Genomic DNA, 19,030 nt, shown 5'->3' with positions numbered 1-19,030 from the left:
TGCGAGGCGTGTCAGGGCGTGGCGGCGGTGCCGCTGTGGGCGCGCTGGTTGTCTAGCAGCAGCTTGCCCCAGGGGCGATAGCGCACCTCGAACACGGCACTGGGGTGGCAGCCGCTGGAGACCGTGGAAGGCGCGGCGGGCTCGGCGCGGAACGCCTGGCCGGCGGCGCTGGTCTGGCGGAAGGCCTCGCGGACGATGCCGACCGAGCAGGGCAGGGCACCGGCGTAGGCCTGGCGCACGCGCTCGGGCAGCGCACCGGTGCCGGCGCCGTCCTGCCACCAGACCTGCACGCCGAGCCCGGCGATCTGCCCCAGCCAGTTGCCATACACCTGCGGCGCCAGTTTGCCGCCGGAGAACGCGCTCAATTGCAGCGGCGCCTTGAGTTGTCCGGCGAAGTCCTTGAGCTGCCGTTGCAGGGCCTGGCGGCGCTCGACGGCCTGGAAGTTCCAGTCGTCCAGCTCCATCGGCAGGTACCAGGCGGCGACCGGCAATTGCCACTGCGCGCTGACTTGCCGCTGCTGGGCCAGGGAACGGCCGAGCTGGTGTTGCCAGTAGGCTTCCAGGCCGGGCGTGTCGAGCTCGCCCTGGCGCTGGTAGTAGGCCGGGTCCATGTACAGGCCGAGGATCAGTTGCAGGCCATTGTCGTGAGCGCTCTTCAGGGCGCGCGCGAGCCAGCCGTTGGCTCCGCCGAAGTCGGAGTCGCCGTAGGCGGTCCACTGCACGATGAGGGTCTTCGCACCCTGGGCCGCGCTGGCGCGCCAGATCTGTTGCCACTGCGCATCGCTGAGCGACGCGTCGACATTCAGCGGTTGGTAGAACAGGCGATCATCGGCCCGTGCCGCAACGGCGGTGACGAGCAGGGCGAGGGCGTAAAGCAGACGGCGCATCAGAAGTTCACCTCGAGTCCCACCAGCCAGCCGTTGGCCTTTTCATAGAGATTGCCCGCCATGCCCAGCTGGTACTCGGTGCGCACGGTGACATGGGCGCGGTAGGCGTTGTAGCGATCGTCGCCGTACCAGTACTGCCAGCGCAGGCCGACGCCGCTGCGCAGGTCCTGGCGCCAGTCGTTGCTCGGGTCCTGCGCGGAGAACTCGGCGAAGCCGTAGGGCATGATCGTCTGCGGCGAGTCCACCGGCAGTTTCCAGGTGTGGCCCTGCTGGTAGCGCGAGACCCACTGGTGATCGCCGGCGTGGGTCCACCAGGCCAGGTCGGTGTAGAGGAAGCGCTCGTCCCAGTCGCTCTCGTCCACGCGCCAGTCGTTGCGGTAGTCGCCCTGGTCGAGGAAGGAGGCGGTGGCGCGCAGGAGGAAGTCGGTGGAGGTCTGGCCGTACTGGTCGCGTTTGCGAATGTAGCGCTCGAACTTCTCGGGGGTGCCGATCTCGTGCCAGCGCAAGCCTTCGAACGTGAGGCCGGAATCGCCGCTGTCCTTCACGGTGTTCTGCTTGTACAACTCGCTGTAGAGGTTGAGGTTGTAGTCGCCGAAGGGCTTGTAGCGCAGGCCGAAGCCGGCGGCGAGGGTCTGGGTGTATTTCTTGCGGCCTTCGTTGCCGGCGATCGCCCGCCCGTACACGGAGAGGGTGCTGCCGTTACGCGTCGGTTCCTCGCCCAGCGCATGGTCCCAGATAAAGGTCTGTAGGTTCTGCGATTGCGCGCGGCGGCGGTCGCCGGTCTGGATGTTGTCGTTGAGGATTGGCACCGTGGTGACGCCGGCCGGCGACCAGGTACTGGCAATGGTCAGGTTGTCGCGCTGGGACATCACCTGGTGCGCGCGGCGTTGGCGATAGCGCCGGGCTTCCAGGCTGCCGTATTCGTCGTCGGCGGCCACCGGGTCCTGCTCCAGATCGATCACCCGGCGCAGCTCGCGGCGGGCGGCGAAGCTGTCCTCGGCTTCGTCGTAGCGCCAGGCGAGGGTCTCGCCCAGGCGGAAGTCCTCGGGGTAATCGCGGGTTGCGCGTTCCAGGTAGGGGATCGCGGTGCGGCGCTCCTGCGGCGTGTCGGTGCCGGCCAGGCGCATGCCGTAGTCCGCGCGGAAGCGTGGGTTGTTCGGTTCGCGGCGCACCGCTTCGGCCAGCCAGAGTTTGCTCTGCTGCTTGTCGCCGGCCTTCTGCGCGCTGCCGGCGGCATTGTAGAAGTGCTGGCCGTTGGGTTCGTGCTGCAGTGCTTCGCGGTGCCGGGACAGGGCCTCGGCATAGTCGCCACGGGCGTCGGCGATGTTGGCGCCCAGGGCCCAGTCGTCGGCGCTGTCCTTCTTCGCCTGCTGCCAGTAGCGCTCGGCGGCGGCGTTGTCGTGGGTGAGCAGTGCGGCGCGGCTGGCGGTCAGGCGGGCGTTGTCGTTGAGCTCGCCGGGCGGCAGGGCGTTGAAGATGCGCAGCGCGCCGGCCGGATCGCCGGCGGCTTCCAGGGCATAGGCCAGCGGCAACTGGCTGTCCTTGTCGCCGTGGGCGAGGGCGGCCTGGTAGTAGACCACCGCCTCGCCAGGCCGCGCGGGCATGGCGCAGCGGCCGAGGGCGCGCAGTTCGCCGGGGGTGTTGGAGTCCGGGCTAAGGTAGCGCTGCAGGGCGTCGCAGCGCCCGGCTTCGGCGAGGCGGCCGAGCAGGTAGCCGCGCGAGACCGGGTCGGCCTTGGGCAGCAGCGCCTCGATGCGCGCGACGTCCAGCGGCGTGTCGCTGCGCGCGTGGATGCTGGCCAGTCGTTGCAGCAGCGTGGGCGGCAGGTTGCCGCCACGGCGGTCATAGGCGCTTTCCAGCAGCTGCTTGGCGCGCTCGGTGCGCCCGGCGTTGAGGGCGAGGTAGCTGGCCTGGTCCAACGCCCGCAGGTCGCCGGTCTGGCGGTAGCGCTGTTCCCATAGCGCCGCCGCTTCGCCGGTGCGGCCACGGGCCTGCAGCAGCTCGGCGCGCTGGCGCACGGTGTCGGGCGTCTGCGGCTGGCGCGAGAGCCACGCCAGCGCCAGGTCGGTGCGACCCTGACGGCGCCAGGCGTCGATCAGTTGGTCGCGCCGGGCGGTGTCCCAGGGTTCCGGCAGCCGGGTAGTTTCCAGCAGGTCGGTGGCGTCCAGGCGCTGGGCGAGCACCAGCCAGGTCTTCGGGTCGTCCGCGGGCTTGCACTGCTGCAACTTGGCCCGTGCGGCGGCCTGGTCGTGGCGCGACAGCCATTCGGTGGTTTCCAGGCACGGGCGGTTCTGCTCGTCGCTGAGCTGGGTTACCAGCGGGGCATCGGCGCTGTCGCGCGCGACTTCCAGCAGTTGCGCCCGGCGCGTCGGGTCGTTGCGGTCCTGCTCGGGCAGGGTGAGCAGCCAGCGTTTGGCGACCTCTGTCTGCTCCACGGCGATGGCGCGGTCGATGAGTGCCAGCCGTGCCTGGCGCGCGGCGCTGGCATCGGGCGCCTGCTGCAGCAGTTGCTCCAGCGGTTTCTCATCCAGGCGCTGGGCGTAGGCGTTGGCCAGGCGGTGCCAGTCCTCGGCGGACAACTGGTGGGCGGCGGCCAGCGGCGCCAGCTGGGCGATGGTGGTGTCCCAGTCGCGCAGCTGTTCGGCCCAGTTGGCGCGGGCTTCGCGCAGCACGCGGCCGTCGTTGCCCGGCGGCAGGGTGCCGAGCCAGTCCAGCGCCTTGGCGGCGCCCTGGGTCTGGCCAAGCTTGAGGCTGTAGGCCTGCCACAGGCGCACGCGTTCGTTGGCGTTGCTGGTGTGGGCCAGCCACTGGTTGACCTGGGCCTCGGGCGGCGGGCCGTTCTCGATCAGGTCCAGGCGCAACTCGGTGAGCACTCGCGCGCCGGCATCGGTGCCGGCCAGGGCCTGGGCTTCCCGTTCGGCGTCGGCGAAGCGCTGCTGCTTGGACAGGGACTGGATCAGCAGGGCGCGCGCCTCGGTGTTGTTCGGCACGCGGTCGAGCAGGTGGCGCATCAGGCGTTCGACTTCCGCCCAGTTGTTCTTCTTCGCTTCCTTGTAGCCCTTGTCGAGGTACGGGAAGCTGCGGAAGCGCTGGAACTCGCTGAGCTGGTCGTCGGCGGCCTGGGCCAGCGGTGCGGCGATGCTCGCCAGGATCAGGCCGTAAAGCAGGGTTTGTTGCGGTTTCACACGGCCTCCCGGACGATGCGATAGGCCTCGTGCTGTTCGCTGGCCTGTTCCTGGAGTGCTTCCTCGAGCACCTGCTGGGTGATCATGCCGCGCTTGATCAGGTGTTCGCCGAGGGAGTCCTGCTCCGGGTCGAAGTCGATCAGGGCCTGGTTGAACAGGCTCGGCGGCACCATCCCGCGCACTTGCAGCAGGGAGCCGAACATCACCACGTGGCCGCTGAGGCGTTCCATCAGCGCCTCGTCGCCCTGGCGCTGCCGCAGCACGTCGATGATGGCGCGGGTTTCCTCGGTCTGGTGGCGGCCGCCGTACCAGTGGCGCAGGCCGAGGGTGACGCGGCCCTGCGGCGCCAGGCGGCCCCGCACCGGGCGCTTGAGCTGACGGCTGATGGCGCCGAGGGAGACCTGGCTGATCTGCTGCTCGCTGGCCAGCACCAGGGTCTTGCCTTCCTCGGCGACCGGCAGCACCGCATAGCGCAGCGCCAGCTTGCGCGGCAACGCCTCGATCAGGCTCGCATCGAGGGTGAAGGGGTTGAGCGGCGCCCATTCCTCGCCCAGTTCCTCGGCGAGGGTGCTGACCAGCTGGGTGCTGGTGATCAGCTCGCGCAGCAGCAGCTCGCGGCCCAGGCGCCGGCGGATCGGGCTGGTCAGTGCCGACTGCAGCTGTTCCTCGGTGATCAGGCCCTGTTCGATCAGGCGCTGGCCCAGGGGCGTGCGCTGCGGGCCGGCGAGGGCGGGGAACTCATGGGTGGTCTTGTCCCAGGCCACGCGGCGCGAGTCGCCCATTTCCATGACCTGCTTGAGCGCGCGCAGGTTGGCGAAGAAGTTGACGAAGTTGCTCCACATCATCCGCGGCGCCGACAGCAGCCCCTCGAAGATGCCGTAGAAACGGGTGACGAACCAGAAGCGCTGGAACAGCCGGTTGAGCAGCATCAGGCCGTTGAGGAACAGCAGCACCACCAGCAGCTGGCTGCCTTCGAGGATCGACGGGAAGCGCCAGGCGTCCGGCGACAGGGTGGTGATCAGCCACAGGGTGATCAGCACCAGGAACAGCAGGTTGACCAGGAAGCTCAGCAGGTAGGCGATCAGCCCCCGGCGGTCGCGCCAGAGGAAGTAGTTGAGCATGGTCTTGCTGCTCCAGCCCAGGTTGCGCGTGCCCTGGAAGACGATCCCGGTGATCCACCGGGACTTCTGCCGGATGGCGTGCTGCCAGGTGCGCGGGAAGTGCTCGCGCACGCAGATGACCTGGGAGAAGCGCCGGTCCATGCCCGGCACCCAGTCGCTCTTGAGCGCCAGCTGCGGGTCGGTGATGGAGTAGCGGGCGAAGATGCACTTCATGCCCTTCTGCTTGAGGCGGAAGCCGATGTCGTAGTCCTCGGTGAGACTCTGCACGTCGAAGGCGATGCCGTCGCCGTCTTCCAGCAGCGCGGCGATGGCGCGGCGGCTGAAGCAGGTACCGACGCCGGCGCTGGGCACCTGGCCGGTCAGCGCCTCGCGCACCGGCACGTCCTTGCCGTGGTTCTCGGCGAACTCGTCGACGTAGTGGCCGGCGGTGAAGCCGGTCCATTCCGGGGCGTAGGGGTAGACCGGGATCTGGATCAGGTCCTTGGCCGGCAGCAGGTAGTTGAACAGGCGCAGCTCCAGCGGCGAGATCACGTCTTCGGCGTCATGCAGGATGAAGCCGGCGAACTCGACCCGGGCGTCGGCCTCGAAGCGCAGGATGGCATCGATGATGTTGTTCAGGCAGTCGGCCTTGCTGGTGGGGCCGGGGCGCGCGCAGACCACCTTGTGCACGTTGGGGTAGTGCAGGCACACCGCGTCGACGTCCGCCTGGGTCTGCGGGTCGTTGGGGTAGGTGCCGACGAAGATCTGGTAGTTCTCGTAGTCCAGGGTGGAGGCCGCCAGGCGCGCCATCTCGCCCACCACGCCGACCTCGTTCCAGGCCGGCACCATGATCGCCAGCGGCTTTTCCGGGGCAGCGAAGAGGCGTTCCTCGTCGGCCCGGTCGAAGCGGTTGTAGATGCGGAAGCGCCTGACCAGCACCCGGCCCCAGTACACCAGGTCGATGAACAGGTCATCCAGGCCGAGCAGGAACATCAGCGCGGCGAGGAGGATGGCCAGGTACTTCAGCGCATAGAGAACGTACGTGAGGATGTCGACCAGTTCGAGGTTCATTCGAACTCGCTTGGCGTGCGTGATTCACCGAACCAGGACAGCAGCCGCGCAACGATCTTCTCGCTGGCGTGGCCGTCGCCGTAAGGGCTGAACACCCGGCTCATCTGTTCGTAGACTTCCTCGTCGCGCAGCAGGTGGCTGGCTTCGCTGACGATGCGGCTGGTGTTGGTGCCCACCAGGACCACGGTGCCGCCCTCCAGCACGGCGGGGCGCTCGGTCACGCGGCGCAGCACCAGCAGCGGTTTGCCCAGCGCCGGGGCCTCCTCCTGGATGCCGCCTGAGTCGGTGAGGATGAGGTAGGCGCGGTCCATCAGCCAGACGAAATGCTGGTAGTCCTGCGGGGCGATCAGGTGGATGTTCGGCTTGTCCGAGAGCAGGCCGTAGACGGCCTTCTGCACCTGCGGATTGAGGTGCACCGGGTAGACGAAGTCCACGTCGGGGAAGCGCTGGCCAAGCTCGGCGAGCGCCAGGCAGATGCGCTCGAAGCCCTTGCCGAAGTTCTCCCGGCGGTGGCCGGTGATCAGCACCAGGCGGCGCTCACCGGTGAACCGGGCCAGCGGCGAGTCGGCGGCAGGCGTCCAGTTCGTCTCCCGCAGGTGTTCGCGCATCCACAGCAGGGCGTCGATCACCGTGTTGCCGGTGACCTCGATCTGGTCGATGTTCACCCCTTCGCGCAGCAGGTTGTCGCGCGAGGCCTTGGTGGGAGGGAAATGCAGGTCGGCGATCACCGCGGTCAGGCGGCGGTTGGCCTCCTCCGGCCAGGGCTGGTGGATGTTGCCGGTGCGCAGGCCGGCCTCGACGTGGCCCACCGGAATCTGCCGGTGGAAGGCCGTGAGGGCGGCAATGAAACTGGTGGTGGTATCGCCGTGCACCAGCACGATGTCCGGACGATGACGGTCGTAGCTGTCATCGAGTTTGCCCATCATCTGCAGGGACAGGCTGTTCAGCGTCTGGCCCTGGGTCATGACGTCGAGGTCTTCATCGACCTCCAGTTCGAAGGAGTCCAGCACTTGCTGTAGCATCTCGCGATGCTGGCCGGTGGAGCAGATGCGCAACTCGATTTCGGGGGTGCGGCGGAGGACGCGGGCGAGGGGGGCCATCTTGATGGCTTCCGGGCGGGTTCCGAAAACCATGGTGACTTTGTACTTCATTAATTGCTCCTGGGACGGACCCTCGTGAGGCCGCCTTCGGGTTTCCGTGTGGGATTTTTCCAACGGCAATGAAAGTCGCTCAACTCCGGGCTGTCCAGCCGTATTCGCGGACGCCAGTGATACAGGTCAGGGATATTGACCTTTTCGGGTGTTTTGTCGCTCGGCTGCAGGCCGCGTCGCCAGTGGGCTGGCGCCGAATTTCCGGCGTCGTGCAGCAAAATGATGGGCAGATTTTTCGAGAGGCCGGTGACACAGATGCTCAGTGCAGAGCTGAAGGCGTTTTACAGGGTTGCCAAGCTTGGGAGCATTACTCAGGCGGCGAAGAAGCTCGGCCTCAGCCAGCCCACGGTGACCACGCAGATCCGCCACCTGGAGAGCCAGTACGCGGTGGAGCTGTTCTACCGCGGCGGCCGCCGCCTGACCCTGAGCGACGAGGGCGCGCGCCTGTTGCCGATGGTCGAGGCGCTGCTGCAGCAGGAGGCCGACATCGAGTTCTACCTGCGCAACTGCGGCCAGATGCAGGGCGCCCTGCGCATCGGCGCCACCTCTCCTTATTACGTGCTGGGGTTGATCAAGACCTTTCGCGAATGCTTCCCGCAGATCGAAGTGTCGGTGGAGATCGGCAACTCCCGCCAGGTGCTCGAATCGCTGATCGAATGCCGGGTCGACCTGGCGGCCTCCTCGCAGCAGGTGGACGACGCGCGCCTGACCCGCGTGGTGCTGGGTAGCGACCCGCTGGTGTTGGCGGTGCACCGCAGCCACCCGCTGGCGACGATGCAGTCGGTCAGCCTCGGCGATCTGCGCAGCCATTGCCTGCTGATGCGCGAAGCCGGGTCGACCACCCGCCAGCTGACCGAAGCGATGTTGCGGCAGGCGGGCGTGACGCCGGCTTCGATGCTGGAGATCGGCAGCCGCGAGTCGATCCGCGAGGCGGTGATTCGCAACCTGGGCGTGAGCATCATCGCCCGCCAGGAAGTGCCGGATAACCCGCAACTGTGCGTGCTGCAGATCAAGGGCGCGAGCCTGATCGACGAGTACCTGTACTGCCTGAAGGACCGCCGCCAGGCGCGCCTGCCGAGCGCTTTCCTGGCGCTGGCACAGTCATAACGGCGCATCGGGCCTGTCGGAGCGAGCTGGCTCGCGAAGCGCCTGGCAGGGTGTTCCCCGGTAGCAGCGGGCCCTGCCCGCGGTCGCGCGCATGGCGCGCTCCTACAGGTGGTAGCCGCCTCGGTGTATCCCGGTGGGAGCCGAGTCCGCCGCGAGGGATTTCGCGGACAAGGTCCGCTCCTACGCTGCACGCTTCCCCTTGGCGCTCCTACAGGTCGCTGCCGGCTCCGTGTACCCCGGTGGGAACTGATTCTGCCGCGAGGGATTTCGCGGACAAGGTCCGCTCCTACGTTGCACGCTTGCCCTTGGCGCGAGAATTGTAGGAGCGGGCCATGCCCGCGATCCGTCGGCAGGGCCGACGTGGCCGATGGGTTCGCGAGCCAGCTCGCTCCTACGAAATGCCATCGAGCGGCAACGGCAGAGGCGGGCGGCAAACCGCAGTGGCAAGTTTGCCGCCTTGCCTGCGGCGGCAAGGAAAGCGCTTGCCGCTTTGCCGCTGTTTGCCGCCCCTTGCCGCTCTCGAAATCCACTCAAGCCTTTGAAAATAAAGGAAATGTAAATCTGGCACGCGCCTTGCTGAAGTGTTGGCAAGCCCACACCGGCAAACAGGTTCGCGACCATGAGCATCAGCTTCGACAAAGCCCTCGGCATCCACCAGCAAGCACTGAGCTTCCGCTCCCAGCGCGCTGAAGTCCTGGCCAACAACCTGGCCAACGCCGACACGCCCAACTACAAGGCGCGTGACCTGGACTTCGCCTCGGTGCTGGCAGCCCAGTCGGACAAGATGAAGAACGGCACCTTCAGCGCCACCCTGACCAACGCGCATCACATTGCCGCCGATGGTTTCGGTATCGGCGACGAGTCGCTCAAGTACCGCATCCCGAACCAGCCTTCGGTCGACCAGAACACCGTGGATGAGCAGATCGAGCAGGCCAACTACGCGGAGAACTCCGTGCAGTTCCAGGCCTCGTTCACCTTCCTCAACAGCAAGTTCAAAGGGCTGATGAACGCCCTGCGCGGAGAATAATCGCCATGTCGCTCGCCAGTGTCTTCAACATCGCCGGTACCGGCATGAGTGCCCAGACCACCCGTCTGAACACCACCGCGTCCAACATCGCCAACGCCGAGAGCGTCTCCTCGAGCATCGACCAGACCTACCGCGCCCGTCACCCGGTGTTCTCCACCATGCTGCAGAACGCCCAGGGCGGCGATCAGGGTTCGCTGTTCGGCGAGACCGACCAGGCCGGTTCCGGCGTGCAGGTGCTGGGCGTGGTCGAGGATCAGAGCCCGCTGGTGCCGCGCTACGAGCCGAACCACCCGGCCGCCGACAAGGACGGCTACGTGTACTACCCCAACGTCAACGTGGTGGAGGAGATGGCCGACATGATCTCCGCCAGCCGTTCGTTCCAGAGCAACGCGGAAATGATGAATACCGCCAAGCAGATGATGCAGAAGGTCCTGACCCTGGGTCAGTAAGCGCAGAGGACGCCCCATGAGCATCAATACCGATAACAGCGCCGCCAGTTCGATCCTGTCGACGCTCAACGCCGGGTCCAAGAGCTCGTCGACGACGGCCGAGACCGGCACCAGCGCGCTGGGCAAGGATTCCTTCCTGCAGCTGCTGGTCACCCAGCTGAACAATCAGAACCCGCTGGACCCGCAGGACAACACCGAGTTCGTCTCCCAGTTGGCGCAGTTCAGCAGCCTGGAGAGCATGCAGAACCTGGACACCACCCTGGGCACCTTCTACTCCTCGTTCCAGTCGTCCCAGGCCCTGCAGGCCTCGTCGCTGGTCGGCCGCTCGGTGATCGTCAACTCCAGCAAGGTGCAGGTCGACAACCCGAGCGCCGGCATCAAGGGTTCGCTGGTGATGCCGTCCAAGGGCGATGGCGTGACCCTGAAGATCTACGACGACTCGGGCGACCTGGTGCGCACCGTCGACATGGGCAGCCAGAAGGCCGGCAACATCGACTTCACCTGGGATGGCAAGGACGACAGCGGCGAGCTGGTGGCCGCCGGCACCTACACCGTCAAGGCCAGCGCCACGCTGGATGGCACCAGCACCGCCCTGACCACCTACCTGCCGGCCACGGTCAACAGCGTCACCCTGGGCCAGAACGGCGGGGAAATGTCCCTGAACCTGGCGGGCATCGGCGCCGTTTCCGCCTCCAGCATTCAGACCATCGGAAAATAACGCCGCGTTTCGGCACAGGAGCAACACATGTCTTTCAATACCGCCCTGAGTGGACTCAACGCCGCGTCGATGGACCTGAACGTCACCGGCAACAACATCGCCAACGTCGGCACCACCGGCTTCAAGTCGTCGCGTACCGAGTTCGCCGACCTCTATGCCTCCTCGATGCTCGGCACCGGCCGCATCGCCGTGGGTAACGGCGTGGTCACCCAGGCCGTCTCCCAGCAGTTCACCCAGGGCAACCTGAGCACCACCGGTCGCAGCCTGGACCTGGCGGTGAGCGGCAACGGCTTCTTCATGACCAGCGACAACGGCAGCCGCGTCTACACCCGCAACGGCACCTTCAACACCGACGCCAGCGGCTTCATCGTCGATGGCTCGGGCAATCGCCTGCAGGGCTATGGCGTCAACGCCAACGGCAACATCGTCAACGGCGTGATCACCGACCTGAAGGTCGATACCGCCAACCAGCCGCCGAGCCCGACCTCGAAGATCACCTCGACGCTGAGCCTGAACTCCAACGCCACCACGCCCAAGACCACGCCGTTCGACGCCACCGACTCGGACAGCTACAACTGGTCGACCTCCGTGGACATCTACGACTCCCAGGGCAACTCGCACACCATGACGAACTACTTCGTCAAGGACAGCGCCAACAACTGGAGCATGTACACCCTGGTGGACGGGCGTAACCCGCAGACCCCGACCAGCACCACGCCGTTGAGCAGCGACATCACCTTCAACAGCGCCGGCCAGCTGACAGGCATCACCTCCACCGGCATGACCGTCAACGCCGACAACACCATGACCCTGACCGGGTGGACGCCGGCGGCCATCACCGACTCCACCACCAGCCCGGTGACCTGGGGCGCCAACGGCGCGGCGGGCGCTACCGGCGGCATCGCCATCGACCTGACCAAGACCTCCCAGACCAACGGCTCCTTCGCCGTGACGGCGGTCACCCAGGACGGCTACGCCACCGGCCAGATGTCCGGCCTGTCGTTCGCCGAGGACGGCCAGATGTACGCCACCTACACCAACGGCCAGTCCAAGGTGATCGGCCAGGTGATCCTCGCCAACTTCGCCAACACCCAGGGCCTGACCCCGGTGGGCAACACCGGCTGGAAGCAGTCGCTGGCCTCGGGCGAGGCGGTCATCGGCACGCCGACCTCCGGCACCCTCGGTTCGGTAGGGTCGGGCACGCTGGAAGAATCCAACGTCGACCTCACCGCGCAACTGGTGAACCTGATCGTTGCGCAGCGCAACTACCAGGCGAACGCCAAGACCGTGCAGACCGAGAGCACCATCTCCGACACCATCATCAACCTGCGTTGATGACGGCGCGCGTCGCCGGGCTTCTCCACCGGCAACGCGCCCTTGCCGCAGGCGGCAGTTAGTCGCCGCCTGCCGGCCATCCAGGCTCCTTCGGGAGCCTTTGTTTTTTTATTTTCGCTTTAATTTCAATGGCTTGAGACTGTTTTTGGCGTTCTGGCACAGCCCTTGCTGAGTCCCTTCCAGCACCGCCGGGAATCCGACCCGGCACTGGAGGATTGCCTTGGACAGAATGCTGTATGTCGCCATGAGCGGCGCGAGCCAGAACACCAAAGCCATGCAGGCTCACGCCAACAACCTGGCGAACATCTCCACGACCGGTTTCCGTCGCGACTTCGAACAGGCGCGCGCGATGCCCGTGTTCGGTGACAGCTTTCCGGCGCGTGTCTTCGCCATGAGCGAACGCCCGGCCACCGACTTCACCACCGGCTCCCTGCAGGAAACCGGCCGTGACCTGGACGTCGCCGCCAAGGGCGACGCCTGGATTGCCGTGCAGGCGCCCGACGGCGGCGAAGCCTACGTGCGCACCGGTAGCCTGGAGATCGACGCCCTCGGCCAGCTGCGCACCAGCGACGGCATGCCGGTGATGGGCAATGGCGGCCCCATCGCGATTCCGCCGGAAGAGAAGATCGACATCGGCGAGGACGGCACCATCACCATCCGCGGCCAGGGCAACAACCCCAACGCGCTGGCCACCGTCGACCGCATCAAGCTGGTCACCCCCGATCCCAAGCAACTGGAGAAGGGCAGCGATGGCCTGATCCGCATGAAGTCCGGCTCGCCCGCGCCGCAGGTCGACGCCAACGCCAGCGTGCAGTCCGGCGTGCTGGAAGCCAGCAACGTCAATGCGGTCGACGAGATGACCTCGATCCTGGCGCTGTCCCGCCAGTTCGAACTGCACGTGAAGATGATGAAGACCGCCGAAGAAGACTCCCAGTCGATGGCGCGTGTTTTGCAATTCAGCTGATTAGAACCTGATTAACCGTTCGAGGCGCCACGAAACCGGCGCCCGAGGAGAACGACATGCTTCCGGCACTTTGGGTGAGCAAGACCGGTCTGTCCGCCCAGGACATGAACCTGACCACCATCTCCAACAACCTGGCGAACGTGTCCACCACGGGCTTCAAGCGCGACCGCGCGGAGTTCCAGGACCTGCTCTACCAGATCAAGCGTCAGCCCGGCGCCAACTCGACCCAGGACACCCAGCTGCCCTCGGGCCTGCAGCTGGGTACCGGCGTGCGCATCGTCGGCACCCAGAAGAACTTCACCGCCGGCAGCCTGCAGACCACCGACAACCCGCTGGACATGGCGGTCAACGGTCGTGGCTTCTTCCAGGTGCTGACCCCGGACGGCACCGTCGCCTACACCCGCGACGGCAGCTTCCACCTGAACTCCGACGGGCAGATCGTCACCTCCAACGGCAATGCCCTGGAGCCGGCCATCGTCGTGCCGCCCGAGACCCAGACCTTCACCGTCGGCAATGACGGCACCGTCTCGGTCACCGTCGCCGGCAACGCCACGCCGCAGATCATCGGCAACATCCAGACCGCCGACTTCATCAACCCGGCCGGCCTGCAGGCCACCGGCAACAACCTGTTCCTGGAAACCGCCGCCAGCGGCGCGCCCCAGGTCGGCACCCCCGGCCTGAACGGCCTGGGCACCGTGCTGCAGAACACCCTGGAGAACTCCAACGTCAGCGTGGTGGAAGAGATGGTGAACATGATCACCACCCAGCGCGCCTACGAGATGAACTCCAAGGTGATTTCCACCGCGGACCAGATGCTGTCCTTCGTGACGCAGAACCTGTAAGTCCTGATCCCGTAGTCGCTCTCCCCGAGAGGTAGCTGTAGATGAACCGTTCCCACCTCCTTCCGCTGCTGGCCATCGCCGCGTTGGCAGGGTGCGTGAGCCCTCCGCCCAAGCCGGACGACCCCTATTACGCGCCGGTGCTGCCGCGCACGCCTGCGCCAGCCGCGCAGAACAACGGGTCGATCTACCAGGCAGGGTTCGAGAACAACCTCTACGGCGACCGCAAGGCCTTCCGCGTGGGTGACATCATCACCATCACCCTCAACGAGAAGACCCAGGCCAGCAAGAAGGCCAGCTCGGACATCTCCAAGAACAGCAAGAACAAGCTCGGCCTGACCTCGATGTTCGGCAGCAGCCTGACCACCAACAACCCGGTGGGCAGCGGCGACCTGAGCCTCTCCGCCGAGTACGCGGGCGATCGCGAAAGCAAGGGCGACAGCCAGGCCGGGCAGAGCAACAGCCTGACCGGCTCGATCACCGTCACCGTGGCCGACGTCATGCCCAACGGCATCCTCGCCGTGCGCGGCGAGAAGTGGATGACCCTGAACACCGGCAACGAGCTGGTGCGCATCGCCGGCCTGATCCGTGCCGACGATATCGCCACCGACAACACCGTGGCTTCCACCCGTGTGGCCGATGCGCGCATCACCTACTCGGGCACCGGTTCGTTCGCCGATGCGAGCCAGCCGGGCTGGTTCGACCGGTTCTTCCTCAGCCCGCTGTTCCCGTTCTGAGCAGGGTGGACGTAATGATGACTGTAGGAGCGAGCTTGCTCGCGAAGTTTCTGATCGGTCGGGTTCGCGAGCAAGCTCGCTCCTACGGCCTGGTGCTGCTCTGTGCGTTGCTGGTGGTACCGGCTGCCCACGCCGAGCGGCTCAAGGACATCGCCACCATCCAGGGCGTGCGCAACAACCAGCTGATCGGCTACGGCCTGGTCGTCGGCCTCAATGGCTCGGGCGACCAGACCACCCAGACCCCGTTCACCCTGCAGACCTTCAACAACATGCTGGCGCAGTTCGGCATCAAGGTGCCGGCGGGCTCGGGCAACGTGCAGCTGAAGAACGTCGCGGCGGTCTCCATCCATGCCGACCTGCCGCCGTTCGCCAAGCCCGGCCAGGCCATCGACGTCACCGTGTCCTCCATCGGCAACGCCAAGAGCCTGCGCGGCGGCAGTCTGCTGATGACCCAGCTCAAGGGTATCGACGGCCAGACCTACGCCATCGCCCAGGGCAACCTGGTGGTCGGCGGCTTCGACGCCGAAGGCCGCGACGGCTCCAAGATCACCGTCAACGTCCCCTCGGCCGGCCGCATTCCGGCTGGCGCCACCGTCGAGCGTGCGGTGCCGAGCGGTTTCGACCAGGGCAACACGCTGACCCTGAACCTCAACCGCCCGGACTTCACCACCGCCAAGCACATCGTCGACCGCATCAACGAACTGCTCGGCCCGGGTGTCGCCCAGGCCGTGGACGGCGGCTCGGTACGCGTCAGCGCGCCGCTGGACCCGAACCAGCGCGTGGACTACATGTCCGTGCTGGAAAACCTCGACGTGCAGGCCGGCGAAGCCGTGGCCAAGGTCATCATCAACTCGCGCACCGGCACCATCGTGATCGGCCAGAACGTGCGCGTATCCCCGGCCGCCGTGACCCACGGCAGCCTGACCGTGACCATCACCGAAGACCCCATCGTCAGCCAGCCCGGCCCGTTCTCCAACGGCCAGACGGCGGTGGTGCCGCGCTCGCGGGTGAATGCCGACCAGGAGGCCAAGCCGATGTTCAAGTTCGGCCCGGGCACCACGCTGGATGAAATCGTACGCGCCGTTAACCAGGTGGGCGCCGCGCCCAGCGACCTGATGGCGATCCTCGAAGCCCTGAAACAGGCCGGCGCGCTGCAGGCCGACCTGATCGTGATCTGAGGACGCCGCCGTGGACGCCCGACTGCTTTCTGCTGGTACTGCCAACACCGACTCCGGTTCCTACACCGACCTCAATCGCCTGTCGGCGATGAAGACCGGCTCGAATCGCGACAGCGCGGGCAACATCCGCAAGGTCGCCCAGGAGTTCGAATCGCTGTTCATGAACGAGATGCTGAAATCCATGCGCTCGGCCAACGAGGTGTTCGCCAAGGACAACCCGATGAACAGCGAAGCGGCCAAGCAGTACCAGGACATGTACGACCATCAGCTGTCCGTGTCGCTGGCCACCCAGGGCCACGGGATCGGCCTGGCCGACGTGCTGGTCAAGCAGATGGAAAAGATGCAGGGCGTACGCCACACCGGCAACAACCCGTTCGCCCAGACCGCGGCCGATGGCGCGTCGAGCGCGGCGGCGGTGGCTGCGGCGTCCGACCGGCAGAAGACCCCGAGCGTGTTTGCCGCCAACGGCAAGGCCTTGCCGCAGCCCGAGGCCGGCCGTGACGATCGCCAGGCGCTGAACGCCCGCCGCCTCGCGCTGCCGGGCAAGCTCGCCCAGCGTATCGCCGCCGGCATCGTGCCGGGCGCCGGCGCCGCCGTGGCCTCCACCGCCAACCAGCCCGCGCAGCTGGCCAGCAACGACTGGCGCGGCAGCAAGGCCTACACCCAGCAGATCGACACCACCGTGCCGGTGGCCGACGTCGACGTCTCGGCGATCTCCACCCAGCCGGGCAAGTCGATGTTCGCCTCCGCCGACGACTTCATCAGCACCATGCTGCCCATGGCCGAACGCGCGGCGAAGCGCATCGGCGTGGACCCGCGCTACCTGGTGGCCCAGGCCGCGCTGGAAACCGGCTGGGGCAAGAAGATGATCGCCCAGCGCGACGGCAGCAGCAGCCACAACCTGTTCGGCATCAAGACCGGTTCGAGCTGGAAGGGCGACTCGGCCCGCGCCACCACCACCGAATTCGAGAAGGGCAGGGAAGTGAAGGAAGTGGCCTCGTTCCGCGCCTACAACTCCTTCGAGCAGAGCTTCCAGGACTACGTCAGCTTCCTGCAGAACAACGACCGTTACCAGGGCGCGCTGGATTCCGCCGCGCGCCCCGAGCAATTCATGAAGGAGCTGCAGCGCGCCGGCTACGCCACCGACCCGCACTACGCGCGCAAGGTGAACCAGATCGCCAAGCAGATGCAGGTCTACCAGACCGTGGCGATGACCGACACCCCGACTCGCGCACTGTGACGCCCTGTACGAAGGACCGCGCTAAGGAACGACCATGAGCCTCCTCTCCATCGGACTGTCCGGCCTCAACGCCTCGCAAACGGCGCTGAGCACCACCGGCAACAACATCACCAACGTCAACACGGCCGGCTACACCCGGCAGTCGACGTCGCAGGTGACCTCCGCCGAGCAGTTCGCCGGGCGCTACTACGTCGGTACCGGCACCACGGTGCAGGACGTGCGCCGGATGTACAGCGAGTTCCTGGCCAACCAGCTGCGCGGCGCCACCTCGGTGGACAGCGATGCGCAGACCTACCTGTCCCAGGTCAACCAGATCGACTCGTTGCTCTCGGACAGCACCACCGGCCTGTCCAAGGTCATGCAGAACTTCTTCGCCTCGCTGCAGACCGCCGCCGCCACGCCGACCGACGCCGCCTCGCGCCAGCTGGTGCTGACCCAGGCGGCCAACCTGGCGCAGCGCTTCAACTCCATTTCCACCCAGCTGGGCACCCAGAACAGCTACGTCAACACGCAGATGGACAGCCTGGCCGGGCAGGTCACCGACCTGGCCAAGACCATCGCCCAGTACAACCAGGCGATCATCGCCGCCGAGGCCGGCGGCGCCAGCGCCAACGACCTGCAGGACAAGCGCGACCAGGCGGTGCTGCAGCTCTCCGACATGATCGGCGTCAGCGTGGTCAAGCAGGGCAGCAGCCTCAACCTCTACCTGGGCTCCGGCCAGCCGCTGGTGGTGGGCGCCAACGCCTCCACCCTGACCGCCGGGCCGAGCGCCAACAACCCGTCGCAGTTCAGCCTGAGCCTGAGCTCCGGCAGCTCCACCATGGACGTCACCTCGGTGGTCACCGGTGGCCAGATGGGCGGCCTGCTGCGCTACCGCAACGACGTGCTGAACACCACCCAGAACGAACTGGGGCGCATGGCCATCGTCCTTGCCGACACCTTCAACAGCCAGCTCGCCCAGGGCCTGGACCTCAATGGCAACTTCGGCGCCGAGCTGTTCAAGGACATCAACGACGCCAGCGTCATCGGCAACCGCAGCCTGGCCAACACCCACAACACCGGCACCGGCAACCTCAACGTCAACATCACCGACAGCAGCGCGCTGACCACCAGCGACTACGAGGTGACCTTCACCTCCGCCACCGGCTACACGGTCAAGCGCTCCTCCGATGGCACGGTGCTGGGCACGGGCGACCTGACGGACAACCCGCCCAAGGAATTCGACGGCTTCAGCATCAGCCAGCAGAGCGTCGGCACGGTGCAGGCGGGCGACCGCTTCACGGTGATCCCGACCCGCACCGCGGCCGCGGACATCTCGGTCACCATGACCGACTCCAACCGCCTGGCCTTCGCCTCGCCGGTGGTCGCCAGCAACACCACCGGCAACATCGGCAGCGGCACCATCAGCGGCACCACCCTGACCAGCAAGCTGGACGCCAGCAACAACGCCGCGCTGTCGGCGTCGATCAAGGCCGGCCTGCCGGTGAAGCTGGTGTTCGACGCGGCCAGCGGTGGCACCCAGGGCTATACCATCTACGATTCGGCGGGCAACTCGCTGGGCACCGGCAACATCGTGCCGGGCCAGAGCAACGACATCAGCATCACCGTGCCGGGCTCGCCGTCGTTCAGCTTCCAGACCACCATCGCCGGTTATCCGGGGCAGGGCGACAGCTTCGGCGTGGCCTTCAACAGCAACGGCGACGCCGACAACAGCAACGCCCAGAAGCTCATCAACCTGCAGACCGCCAAGACCGTCGGCAGCGGCACGGGCAGCGGCAGCGGCATGAGCCTGACCGGCGCCTACAGCAGCCTGACCGAAACCGTCGGCGCCACCGCCAACCAGGCCAAGCTCGACGCCACCGCCACCGGCGCGGTGCTGACCCAGGCGCAAGGCAGCCGCGACTCGCTGTCGGCGGTGAACCTCGATGAAGAAGCGGCCAACCTGGTGAAGTTCCAGCAGTACTACACGGCCTCCGCGCAGATCATCAAGACCGCGCAGACGCTCTTCGACACCCTGATCAACAACATCTGAGGAGGCCGAG

15 protein-coding genes are annotated in these 19,030 nt (G+C 66.7%); 11 read left to right on the top strand and 4 right to left on the bottom strand.

The features are described from left to right. Positions 1–11: 11 nt before the first annotated feature. From N0B71_RS00135 to wecB, 4 genes are read right to left on the bottom strand one after another with little or no spacing between them, the layout of a single operon-like run. Positions 12–887 carry a DUF4434 family protein gene (locus N0B71_RS00135; RefSeq protein WP_259756453.1) on the bottom strand — a complete coding sequence of 292 codons (876 nt, stop codon included), beginning with the start codon at positions 885–887 and terminating at the stop codon, positions 12–14. After that, positions 887–4,072, bottom strand: a complete 3,186-nt coding sequence (locus N0B71_RS00130; RefSeq protein WP_259756452.1) for an NfrA family protein — start codon at positions 4,070–4,072, stop codon at positions 887–889. Before N0B71_RS00130 ends, N0B71_RS00135 begins: the two co-directional genes overlap by 1 nt. After that, a complete protein-coding gene (nfrB, locus tag N0B71_RS00125) occupies positions 4,069–6,243 on the bottom strand; it encodes a cyclic di-3',5'-guanylate-activated glycosyltransferase NfrB (RefSeq protein WP_259756450.1) in 2,175 nt (724 codons plus the stop codon). The genes N0B71_RS00130 and nfrB overlap by 4 nt, the downstream gene beginning before the upstream one ends. Continuing rightward, positions 6,240–7,394 carry a non-hydrolyzing UDP-N-acetylglucosamine 2-epimerase gene (gene wecB, locus N0B71_RS00120; protein WP_259756449.1) on the bottom strand — a complete coding sequence of 385 codons (1,155 nt, stop codon included), beginning with the start codon at positions 7,392–7,394 and terminating at the stop codon, positions 6,240–6,242. The genes nfrB and wecB overlap by 4 nt, the downstream gene beginning before the upstream one ends. A 255-nt stretch (positions 7,395–7,649) precedes the next feature. Here wecB and N0B71_RS00115 point away from each other — a divergent pair, with 255 nt between their 5' ends. From N0B71_RS00115 to flgK, 11 genes are all read left to right on the top strand, one after another. Beyond that, the gene (locus N0B71_RS00115) at positions 7,650–8,501 is read left to right on the top strand and encodes a LysR substrate-binding domain-containing protein (protein ID WP_259756448.1); all 852 of its coding nucleotides are present in this window, start codon (positions 7,650–7,652) and stop codon (positions 8,499–8,501) included. A gap of 619 nt (positions 8,502–9,120) precedes the next feature. Then, positions 9,121–9,528: a flagellar basal body rod protein FlgB gene (gene flgB / locus N0B71_RS00110; protein WP_259756447.1), complete on the top strand. Its 408-nt coding sequence runs from the start codon at positions 9,121–9,123 to the stop codon at positions 9,526–9,528. A gap of 5 nt (positions 9,529–9,533) precedes the next feature. Further along, positions 9,534–9,977, top strand: coding sequence for a flagellar basal body rod protein FlgC (flgC, locus tag N0B71_RS00105; RefSeq protein ID WP_045212156.1), 444 nt, complete (start codon positions 9,534–9,536; stop codon positions 9,975–9,977). 16 nt (positions 9,978–9,993) lie between these two features. Continuing rightward, positions 9,994–10,695: a flagellar hook assembly protein FlgD gene (flgD, locus tag N0B71_RS00100; RefSeq protein WP_259756446.1), complete on the top strand. Its 702-nt coding sequence runs from the start codon at positions 9,994–9,996 to the stop codon at positions 10,693–10,695. A gap of 27 nt (positions 10,696–10,722) precedes the next feature. Beyond that, the gene (gene flgE / locus N0B71_RS00095; protein WP_259756445.1) at positions 10,723–12,030 is read left to right on the top strand and encodes a flagellar hook protein FlgE; all 1,308 of its coding nucleotides are present in this window, start codon (positions 10,723–10,725) and stop codon (positions 12,028–12,030) included. Positions 12,031–12,250: 220 nt separating this feature from the next. Continuing rightward, a complete protein-coding gene (gene flgF / locus N0B71_RS00090) occupies positions 12,251–12,994 on the top strand; it encodes a flagellar basal-body rod protein FlgF (protein WP_259756444.1) in 744 nt (247 codons plus the stop codon). 56 nt (positions 12,995–13,050) lie between these two features. Beyond that, positions 13,051–13,836: a flagellar basal-body rod protein FlgG gene (gene flgG, locus N0B71_RS00085; RefSeq protein WP_259756443.1), complete on the top strand. Its 786-nt coding sequence runs from the start codon at positions 13,051–13,053 to the stop codon at positions 13,834–13,836. 41 nt (positions 13,837–13,877) lie between these two features. Next, on the top strand, positions 13,878–14,570 hold the full coding sequence (gene flgH, locus N0B71_RS00080) for a flagellar basal body L-ring protein FlgH (RefSeq protein ID WP_253453403.1): 693 nt from the start codon (positions 13,878–13,880) through the stop codon (positions 14,568–14,570). 89 nt (positions 14,571–14,659) lie between these two features. Continuing rightward, a complete protein-coding gene (locus N0B71_RS00075) occupies positions 14,660–15,748 on the top strand; it encodes a flagellar basal body P-ring protein FlgI (protein WP_442964698.1) in 1,089 nt (362 codons plus the stop codon). A 10-nt stretch (positions 15,749–15,758) separates the two neighbouring features. Further along, the gene (flgJ, locus tag N0B71_RS00070; RefSeq protein WP_259756441.1) at positions 15,759–16,988 is read left to right on the top strand and encodes a flagellar assembly peptidoglycan hydrolase FlgJ; all 1,230 of its coding nucleotides are present in this window, start codon (positions 15,759–15,761) and stop codon (positions 16,986–16,988) included. Between the two features lie 34 nt (positions 16,989–17,022). Then, positions 17,023–19,020: a flagellar hook-associated protein FlgK gene (gene flgK / locus N0B71_RS00065; protein ID WP_259756440.1), complete on the top strand. Its 1,998-nt coding sequence runs from the start codon at positions 17,023–17,025 to the stop codon at positions 19,018–19,020. Positions 19,021–19,030: the final 10 nt, after the last annotated feature.

Source organism: Pseudomonas sp. GCEP-101 (genome assembly GCF_025133575.1).
Taxonomy (GTDB): domain Bacteria; phylum Pseudomonadota; class Gammaproteobacteria; order Pseudomonadales; family Pseudomonadaceae; genus Pseudomonas; species Pseudomonas nitroreducens_B.
This window is presented reverse-complemented; position numbering and strand designations above follow the sequence as displayed.